The sequence below is a fragment of the Actinokineospora iranica genome, assembly GCF_900101685.1.
GTDB lineage: Bacteria > Actinomycetota > Actinomycetes > Mycobacteriales > Pseudonocardiaceae > Actinokineospora > Actinokineospora iranica.
Genome location: NZ_FMZZ01000032.1, coordinates 1 through 8863, shown reverse-complemented (window position 1 = coordinate 8863; position 8863 = coordinate 1). Strand labels below are relative to the sequence as shown.

The 8863-nt window shown below is 66.3% G+C and carries 8 protein-coding genes and 3 pseudogenes; 8 read left to right on the top strand and 3 right to left on the bottom strand.

Going from position 1 to position 8863, the window contains the following annotated elements:
- A partial coding sequence (locus BLS56_RS30215) for a radical SAM protein (RefSeq protein ID WP_228772066.1) occupies nucleotides 1-509 on the bottom strand: 509 nt, incomplete at its 3' end.
- A gap of 364 nt (nucleotides 510-873) precedes the next feature.
- Here BLS56_RS30215 and BLS56_RS30210 point away from each other — a divergent pair.
- The 5 genes and pseudogenes from BLS56_RS30210 to BLS56_RS31930 all read left to right on the top strand — a co-directional run bounded on the left by BLS56_RS30210 (nucleotide 874) and on the right by BLS56_RS31930 (nucleotide 5099).
- Nucleotides 874-2343 carry a carbamoyltransferase family protein gene (locus BLS56_RS30210; protein WP_091457988.1) on the top strand — a complete coding sequence of 490 codons (1470 nt, stop codon included), beginning with the start codon at nucleotides 874-876 and terminating at the stop codon, nucleotides 2341-2343.
- Between the two features lie 4 nt (nucleotides 2344-2347).
- Nucleotides 2348-3118 carry a DUF6071 family protein gene (locus tag BLS56_RS30205; RefSeq protein ID WP_139191086.1) on the top strand — a complete coding sequence of 257 codons (771 nt, stop codon included), beginning with the start codon at nucleotides 2348-2350 and terminating at the stop codon, nucleotides 3116-3118.
- 496 nt (nucleotides 3119-3614) lie between these two features.
- A pseudogene (locus tag BLS56_RS31095) lies at nucleotides 3615-3928 on the top strand (cation acetate symporter); the annotation flags it as partial.
- A 77-nt stretch (nucleotides 3929-4005) separates the two neighbouring features.
- Entirely contained in the window at nucleotides 4006-4515 is a 510-nt protein-coding gene (locus BLS56_RS30195; RefSeq protein WP_324187549.1) for a helix-turn-helix domain-containing protein, read from the top strand.
- Nucleotides 4494-5099 carry an IS630 family transposase gene (locus BLS56_RS31930; RefSeq protein ID WP_194957342.1) on the top strand — a complete coding sequence of 202 codons (606 nt, stop codon included), beginning with the start codon at nucleotides 4494-4496 and terminating at the stop codon, nucleotides 5097-5099. The genes BLS56_RS30195 and BLS56_RS31930 overlap by 22 nt, the downstream gene beginning before the upstream one ends.
- Nucleotides 5100-5109: 10 nt before the next feature.
- Here the strand turns inward: BLS56_RS31930 and BLS56_RS30190 are convergent, their stop codons facing one another.
- Together BLS56_RS30190 and BLS56_RS30185 are read right to left on the bottom strand one after the other, a co-directional pair.
- The gene (locus BLS56_RS30190; RefSeq protein ID WP_091457981.1) at nucleotides 5110-5994 is read right to left on the bottom strand and encodes a hypothetical protein; all 885 of its coding nucleotides are present in this window, start codon (nucleotides 5992-5994) and stop codon (nucleotides 5110-5112) included.
- Nucleotides 5991-6326, bottom strand: coding sequence for a PadR family transcriptional regulator (locus tag BLS56_RS30185; protein ID WP_228772064.1), 336 nt, complete (start codon nucleotides 6324-6326; stop codon nucleotides 5991-5993). The genes BLS56_RS30190 and BLS56_RS30185 overlap by 4 nt, the downstream gene beginning before the upstream one ends.
- A 403-nt stretch (nucleotides 6327-6729) precedes the next feature.
- Between BLS56_RS30185 and BLS56_RS30180 the strand changes: the two are divergent.
- The 3 genes and pseudogenes from BLS56_RS30180 to BLS56_RS30170 form a co-directional block, all read left to right on the top strand.
- Nucleotides 6730-7100: pseudogene (locus tag BLS56_RS30180) on the top strand (helix-turn-helix domain-containing protein); the annotation flags it as partial.
- Nucleotides 7101-7342: 242 nt separating this feature from the next.
- Nucleotides 7343-8443, top strand: a complete 1101-nt coding sequence (locus BLS56_RS30175; protein WP_091457991.1) for an IS110 family RNA-guided transposase — start codon at nucleotides 7343-7345, stop codon at nucleotides 8441-8443.
- Nucleotides 8430-8862, top strand: a pseudogene (locus BLS56_RS30170) (transposase family protein). Before BLS56_RS30175 ends, BLS56_RS30170 begins: the two are co-directional and overlap by 14 nt.
- The last annotated feature ends 1 nt before the right edge of the window (nucleotide 8863 follow it).

The window sequence follows — 8863 nt, the reverse complement described above, 5'->3', positions numbered from 1 at the left end:
GCGGCGTCCACCGAGACCCGCACCCAGGAGGTGTGCTCGGCCAGCACATCCAGGTTGTGGTCGATCATCGTGCCGTTGGTGACCACGCCGACGGCCACGCCTGCCCCGCCCAGCGTGCGGATGACCGCTTGAGTCCCCCGGTGGGCCAGTGGCTCACCGCCGCCGATCAGGATCACCGCCGCGACGCCCAACTCCACCAGTTCGCCTGCGAGCGCCAGCAACCTCTCCGAGGTGAAGCGGCCTTGGTTGAGCAGTCTCCCGCTGATGCATTCCGGACATGCCAAATCGCAGAACGTGGTGGGATCGAGGTCCACCACAACCGGGTTGCGCGAGCGTCGCCCGCGGGCCACTTCCAATGCCGTGGGAAAAATCCTCGGTTGGTAGAGTTTAGCGGGCAGGTTCATTCGGTCGATGGTCACGTGGCGTTTTTCCTTCGCTGATGAATGCCGCTCTGGACTTGCGTCGACGGGACAGCCCACTTTGGAGATTACCAGCGGCGTCGCGGTCACCGGATTCGACATTCGAGTGAACGCCCGCCCCCCTTGGTCGAACGCCTAACCGGTTCCAGTCACCTAACGTTCAACAGGGGACGCTCTTTGGGTGAAATACGCGTCAAGGGGTGGGTTCGAAGGGCGGTCAGGGTGGAGGGTGAATCGTGAGCGGTGAAAATTTCGCCGAGCGTGATCGCGCGGCCTTATTCTGAATGCTCGCGTCAGCGCCCGGCATGGTTGCACGGTGACGAGGAGTGGTCCAGTGCGGGCAATCAGTTGGTCGACGAGACGTTTGTCGCGGGTAATCGAAGCGGTCACCTGGAGGATGCGCATGAGACGCGCCAAGAAGAACGACCCACATCTCTACAAGTGAGGGGCCATCGTGCTGGTATGGGGTATCTCCGCGCTGTCGCACGATGCGTCGCTGGCCGTCGTGAGCGACGGCGAAGTCGTGTTCGCCGGACACTCGGAACGTTACTCGCGCATCAAAAACGACCCACTCCTGCACAGTGACCTCATCGCCGAGGCGCTCTCCCACGGCAGGCCGCAGGCCATCTCCTGGTACGAGCGGCCGTACCTCAAGAAGTTGCGGCACGCGACGGCCGGTCAGTGGAAGGACGCCCTGACCAAGGAGGACGCGCCACGCCGGTACCTGAGGTCGCTGGGCCTTCCCTTCCGGCTCCCGGCAGTCTCGTTCGCCAAGCACCACGAGTCCCACGCGATGGCAGGCGTCGCCACCAGCGGGTTCAGCGACGCGGCGGTCATCGTCGCCGACGCGATCGGCGAGTTCGACACGTTCACCATCTCGAAGTACACCGCGCGGGACGGGCTCGACGTGCTGTTCCGCCGTCGCTACCCGCACAGCCTCGGGCTGCTGTACAGCGCCTTCACCCGGCGCTGCGGCTTCCGCCCGAACGAGGACGAGTACATCACCATGGGCATGGCCGCCTTTGGCTCGCCCCGCTACACCGACCAGCTGAAGGCCGAGTGGATCGCGATCGGCGAACCGGGTTTCCGGTTGCGCGCCAACGTGCACCGCGGCATCGGCGACTGGCTGCCCGAGGCGCTGCCCGAGGACCTCGCGGCCAGCGTCCAGGCCGTCACCGAGGAGGTGCTGCTGGGCGCGGCACGGTGGGCGCGCCGTGAAACCGGCAGCCGCAACCTGGTGCTGATGGGTGGCGTTGCGCTGAACTGCGTCGCCAATTCCAGGATCTGCGCGACCGGCGACTTCGACCACGTGTGGATCTTCCCCAACCCCGGCGACGCCGGGTCCAGCCTGGGCGCCATCGCGGCCACCACCCGCCAACCGGTGAAGTGGTCGGGCCCCTACCTGGGCACTGAGATCCAGCGGACGCTCGACCCCCGCGAAATCGTCGAGGAACTCAAGGCGAACGGAGTCCTCGCGGTGGCCAACGGACGCGCCGAGTTCGGCCCGCGAGCGCTGGGCAACCGGTCGATCCTGGCCGACCCGCGGACCAGGAGGATGAAGGACCGCGTCAACGAGGTGAAGGGACGGGAGAAGTTTCGCCCGTTCGCGCCGGTGATCCGTGAAGAACGAGCGGCAGACTTCTTCGAGATGCCAATCCCGGCCACCCCGTACATGCAGTTCACGGCGCGGTGCAAGGAACCAGGGAAATTTCCGGCCATCGTGCACACCGACGGCACCAGCCGGGTGCAGACGGTGACCCGGGAGCAGCACCCGCTGCTCTACCGCGTGCTCAACGAGTGGGAACTGGAAACCGGTTGCCCGATGTTGCTCAACACGAGCCTGAACTCACGGGGCGAACCGCTGGTGAACTCCTGGGAGCACGCGTTGGCGTTCGGCAGGCGCGAGGGAATCAAGGTGCTGTGACATTATGATCAGACTACTCGTAGCGAACGGCTGCAGTTGTACTCGCGGCCAGGAATTGGTTGATCCCGGTTCGAGCGCATGGCCTGCGGTGCTTGCCTCCCGTTTGGGCATCCCGGTCGCGAACCTGGCAAGTGACGGTGGTTCGAACCGCCGGATCGTCAGGACCACGGTCGGCAACCTCGACCGGGTGTGCCGTGAGTTCGGCGTGCCGGTCGAGGAGACACTGGTCCTGTGCATGTGGACCTGCGTCTTCCGTAATGAGTATCACCTCCGGCGCCCGCGTGACCGAACGGGTCGTACGGACCTGCCATACGAGACCGACTGGAAGCGCTTGGGTCCATGGAACTTCGAGGAGGACGACAACGCCTCCAACGCCCACTTCCGGTCCATGTTGAGCGAAAAGGGCGGCACGATAAACCTGCTGACTGACTGGGTCCTGCTGGATTCGTACCTCCGCTTGCGCGGAGCGGTGCCCCGCTACACCTTCGCGTGGAACGTCCTGCCGTCGAAGATGCCGGCAGAAGCCGTCGATTTATTCCGTCAACTCGACCGCACGTCGGTCTACGGAAACAAGTTCGAGAGCAACGGCAATTCGATCAACCAATTGACCTGGAAGAAATTCGAGTTCGGCCCAGGGAAGCACCCCTTGGAGGCCGGTCACGCGTATTTCGCGGCGCTGCTCGAAGCGTGGCTCAGGGATCAAGGGCTGAAGTTCCCTGAGCGCGCCCTCTCCCACCGCGCCGATGGGGCTGATCACGATGGTGCGGCATCGTGATCAGGCTGCTTGCGGCGAACGGCCGCAGTTGTACCGCGGGCCAAAAGTTTGCGTGATCGTCAGTAGGACGCATGGCCTGCGGTGCTCGCTTCCCGCTCGGGCGTTCCGGTCGTCAACCTGGCCTGCTGCGGTGGATCGATCGGTCCAGGTGAAGTGAGCGGGGCGGTGCGATAAGCCTGCTGACCGATTGAGTTCGGCTGGATTCGTACCCCGCTATCACGGAGCGGTTGCCAGGTATGCCCACGCTGGGAGGACCTGCCGTCGGAGATGCCGGAAGAAGCAGTCGAGTTGTTCGCTCACTTGATGCAACATCGGTGTACGGAGACGCGCTCGACAGCGGCGACACTCGTTTGGGCGTTGACCTAGTGTCTCATCAAGAAATGTTGACGTGGTGATCGTCTCTACGTGGTGCACCGCGTGAGCAGCTGAAACACCACGACTGCGGACTGCTACGCCACCGGTGGCGCGTTCACCGGTGTCCAGAACAGGGTGGCGCTCCGCCTCGGCGAACCTGCCGACGATCCTCTACACGTTGTTCTGGCGGCGGTTCAACACGGCCGGCTCGCTGTTCTCCATCCGCGGCGGGCTCGGCTCGTGCCTGCTGCTGATCGTGTTCTCGCCGGTGTTCCCGGCGGCCCGAACTCGATCATCAAGGGCGTGGACTTCCACCTGTTCCCGCTGAGCAACACGGGCCTGGTGTCGATCCCTCTGTCGTTCCTGCTGGGCTACCTCGGCACGGTGCTCAGCCGCGACCGCGCCGACACCGAGCGGTCCGACGAGCTGGAGGTCCGCCCGGTGACGGGCATCGGCGTGGGCGCTACAGATCATGAAAGGCCAGGGTTGATCTTGCCCTCGCCCGGCGTGTCCTCCCCGATCCTGATCGATTCATGATCTACGCAGGATGGATGAGGTACGCGGATGGAGGCGGTCTGTCCGAGCAGGGCAGGGCCAAACGTGAAGCTGTCCGATGGCAAGCGGCCTACTGGTTTGCCCAAGACGTGCCGGTCGCCGAGATCGCCCACAGGCTGCGGGTGTCCACCAACGCGGTCTATACCTGGCGACGTCGATGGCGCGCCGAGGGTGAGGCCGGGTTGGCGTCGAAGGGACCGGGCGGGTCGTCCTGTCGGCTCGACCAGCCGAGGCTGGACCGGCTGTCCCGGGCCTTGGAGCAAGGCCCTGCCGCGCATGGGTTCGGTGAGGATCAGCGCTGGACGCTAGCCCGGGTCGCCGATCTGATCGCCCGGATGTTCCACACCCGCTACACACTGCGCGGGGTGTCGTACCTGTTGCACCGCATAGGGTTCTCGCCGCAGGTTCCGACTCACCGCGCGACCGAGCGGGACGAGCAGGCGATCGCGACGTGGCGGCAGGAGGCATGGCCGGCGGGAAAACGGTAGCGGCGCAGCAGGGCGCCTGGCTGTGTTTCGAGGACGAGGCCGGGCAGACGCTGCGCCCGCCGAAAGCCCGCACCTGGGGCCGCCGGGGCCGGACACCGACGGTTGCGGTGTCGGGCAAAGGTTCAGGCCGGGTGTCGATCGCCGGGCTGGTCTGTGTCCGGCCCGGGCATCGCCCTCGGTTGATCTACCGCCTCCGGACCCACCGCGGCCGCAAAGGCGAACGGCGCAGCTTCGCCGAGACCGACTACGCCGCCCTGCTCGACGCCGCGCACCAGCAACTCGGCGCCCCCATCGTGCTGATCTGGGACAACCTCAACACCCACACCAGCAACGCGATGCGGCGGTTGATCGCCACCCGGGACTGGCTACACGTGATCCGGCTCCCGCCCTACGCCCCGGACCTCAACCCCACCGAGCACGTCTGGTCCCACGTCAAACGCAACCTCGGAAACCTCATCGTGCACGGCATCGACCAACTCACCGCGATCGTGAAGAACCGGCTCAAACGCATCCAATACCGGCCCGACCTGATCAACGCCTTCTTCACCCACACCGGACTGGACCTCGAACCACAACCGCCATAATCTCAGCCTTTCAAGATCTGCAGCTGACGCTCGTGCGCCGGGGCAGGCGCACCAGCCCGCCGATGGCGACCAGGAACACCAGCGGTGCGCCGAAGAAGATCAGCGTGGAGACCGTGTCGTTGATCGGCCCGTGGTGCACGGCGTGCACGAACCGCGCGAGCAACGCGGTCGCGACCGGCGCCGAGAGCACCAGCGCGGCCCGCCATCCGGTGGCGGACCTGATGCCTGCGGCCAGCACCGCGCCCGCGAACAGGACGGCGAGCGCCGCGTACTCGGCGATCTCGTCCCGGTGGCCGAATACCCCGAGCCCCACGATCACCAGGACCGTCGCGGCCATGGTGACGATCGCGGGCAGGCCCCGGGCCTTGCGCCCGTCCGACATGGAGAGCGCGAAGGCCGTGACCGCGCTGAGCAGCACCCAGCCCGCCTTGTCCGTGAACCACTGCCAGCCAGCGAACGGAAGCTGGAGGACCACGATCAGCCCGGCGGTGGCCACCCAGGCGCCGATCGCGGCCGCCCTGCGTTTCCCTGCCATGGCAAGGATCGCGACCCCGAGCCAGACGAACCACACCGGCGCGTCGGGGAACTGCTCGAACGGCGGCACCGAGCCCGCCTGAACCCACCAGGCCAGCTCGTGCAGGCTCGTGGCCGCACCCGCCAGGACCGCGATCGGGCCGAGCAGGCTGACGATCGCCAGCACGTCGGCCGCGAGCAGACGCCGTACGTGCAACCGGAACGCGCCCCACAGCAGGTCGGCGGTGTCCCGCCAGCCTGGGGTCGTCCGGTCACCCGCGTCGGCGATCAGCACGCCGAGCATCTCGTCACCGTGCTGTTCGCGGTGGTCCCGCGGGTAGAGGCCCAGCAGCCGCCGGTACCGCTTCTCGAGTTCGCTCACGCCGTCCCTCCGATGAGCCGTGCACGCAGACGTGTTTCCGCGACACGGGTAGTGGCCCGCACCCGTTCGATCTCCTCCGCCAGCCTGGCCGCCCCCAGGTCGGTCAGGCGGTAGTACCGTCTAAGCCTGCCGTCAACCACCTCTTCCCGATCGACGGCCACCCACTCGTCCGAGGTCAGCCGGTCGAGCGCGGTGTAGAGCGTGCCCGCCCGCAGCCGCACCCGCCCCCCGGAGATCTGCTCGACATCACGCAGGATCCCGTAGCCATGCCGGGGCTCCTCGGCAAGCGCGGTGAGTATCAGGAACGTGGGTTCCCGCAAAGCATCGGTCACAAGAACGGTATATACCGATCATCGACCTATGCGCAAGCCACCCTTCTGGAGGCGCGCCGCGCCACCCAGGACATGCACCATGCCCAACGCGGCACAACACCGCTCCGCACGCCCGACCACCCCGACACCCAACACCACCTTGAACCGTCGCCAAGCGAGGCACCAAGGCCAACGATCAACCACACCGGAAAAAGCACCACCAGCAGTGGTCAACTATCACGGAAGCAGCAGGAAGAAGCCGCCAAGTTGAGCCTTTTTCATCCTGGTGTGGATGCGTTGACAGGCGGGGTTTGTCGTTGATCACGGGTTGGCGGGCCTTCGGCGTGTCGCTGCCCGGACGCGAGGAAGCCCCTGGTAGCAGAACTTTCGACCAAGATCGTCCTGTGTCACCCGGGGGCTTCACATGTTGTTCTACCGTGCCGCTCTGCCGTTGTCACGTCGGACTTTGACCTTCGTGTCCGGTCTGATCCGAGCCCACCGCAAGGAGTTGGGGTCGGTGTGGCGCAGGCTCGACCCGGGGCGGCAGGCCCTGTTGGTGTTGGTGTGTCTGCGCAAGGGTGAGCCGTTCGCCGAGGTCGGCGCCGGGTTCGGGGTCTCGACCACGACCTGCTGGCGGTATGCCGGGGAGACCGTGGAGCTGCTCGCCCGGCGGGCGCCGAGGCTGCGGGCGGCGTCGGGGGTCGGCGAAACAACGGGGGTATGGCCTATGTGGTTGTCGACGGGACGCCGATCCCGATCGACCGGATCGCCGCCGATCGGCCGTTCTACTCGGGCTGTGATGATCGTTGTGTGCTACCTCGGGCCACGGCTTGACCCGTACTCTGGTTGGCCTTGCTGCCTTGTGTTTGATCTGTCGGCCGTGGTCGGGGGTGGTGCTTGCTGCCGCCGGTCCGGTGGGGCGTGTCCCGATAGGGGCCTTGCCGTTCAAGGCACCGTCACAGTCCTGACCGCCCACACCGGCTCGGCGCTGGCCATCCATTCCCGAGCCGTACAGGAGTCAGACGACCATGACCAGCATGCTGCAGTCGGACACAGAGGAAGGTGACGCCACTGCCGACAACGTGGTGGTACTGGGCGTCGACACGCACAAGGACGTCCATGTCGCAGCGGTGATCAGTATGCTGGGTGTGTTCTTGGCCAGCCAGTCATTCCCCACAACCGCTGCCGGATACGAGCAGATGCTCGCGTGGGCACGCACGTTCGGGACAGTCCGGCAGGCCGGGGTGGAATGCACCGGCTCCTACGGCGCGGCGCTGACCCGATATCTGCGGGCCCACCACGTTTCGGTCATCGAGATCAACCAGCCAGACAAAGCCACTCGACGCAAACGCGGCAAGACCGACGCCGTTGACGCCGAGTCCGCTGCGCGAGCTGTGCTGTCCGGCCGGGCCACAGCTATCGCGAAGACCAGCGACGGACCGGTGGAGATGATGCGGATGTTCAAGCTGGCCAAGACATCCGCGCTCAAGGCACGCACTCAGGCGATCAACCAACTCAAGGCTGTCCTGGTGACCACCGACCCGGCTCTGCGCGAGTCGCTGGCCGGGCTGAGTCGCTGGATGCTCATCCGTCGATGCGCTGAGCTCGACACCACCGACCCGCGAGACGCCGTCGCCGCAGCGATCTACACACTGCGCCTGCTTGGCCAGCGCATCCTGCGCCTCGGCGAGGAGATCCGCGAACTCGAACAGCACATCACCACGGCGATCAACGCCTGCGCTCCCGCCCTGCTGCACCGCCGCGGCATCGGCCACGACAGCGCCGCAGCCCTCCTCCTCGCTGCGGGCGACAACCCCGAGCGACTCGACACCGAGGCGTCCTTCGCAGCCCTGTGTGGCACCAGCCCAATCGAGGCGTCATCCGGCAAGACCCAACGCCGGCGCCTCAACCGAGGCGGCGACAGGCAAGCCAACGCCGCGCTCTACCGCATCGTGCTCACTCGCCTGCGATGCGATCCGTCCACACAGGAATACCTGCAACGACGCCTGGCCCAGGGCAAGACCCGCCGCGAGGTGATCCGCTGCCTCAAACGCTACGTCGCCCGCGAGGTCCACCCCCTCCTCCGACAAGTCTGGACCACCCCAGAATCCACGCCCTCACCACTTGACAAGACATAGGGGCATCAAACACAAGTTGCACGGGGTGAATCCGCAGGTCGTCGCGTCACCGGACGGGACGATCCTGTGGGTGTCGGGTGATCTGCCGGGCAGCACGCATGACACCGCCGCGGCCAGGATCTGGAACATCCTCGCCGCCCTGCGCGACGCAGGGTTGATCGCCCTGGCCGACAAGGGCTACCACCGATATAACCCCACCGGCCGGCACGTGATCACCCCGTACAAGGGGGCGGAACAAGCCCGAGTCACAGAAGGACGCCAATCGCGCCCACGCCCGCCTGCGCGGCCCCGGCGAACGCGCCAACGCCCAACTCAAGACCTGGCGCGTCCTGCGCAAAGTCCGCGTCAGCCCACGCCGCGTCGGCCGACTCGCCAAAGCCATCCACGTGCTGCAGAACCACGAGACCACACCAGGATGAA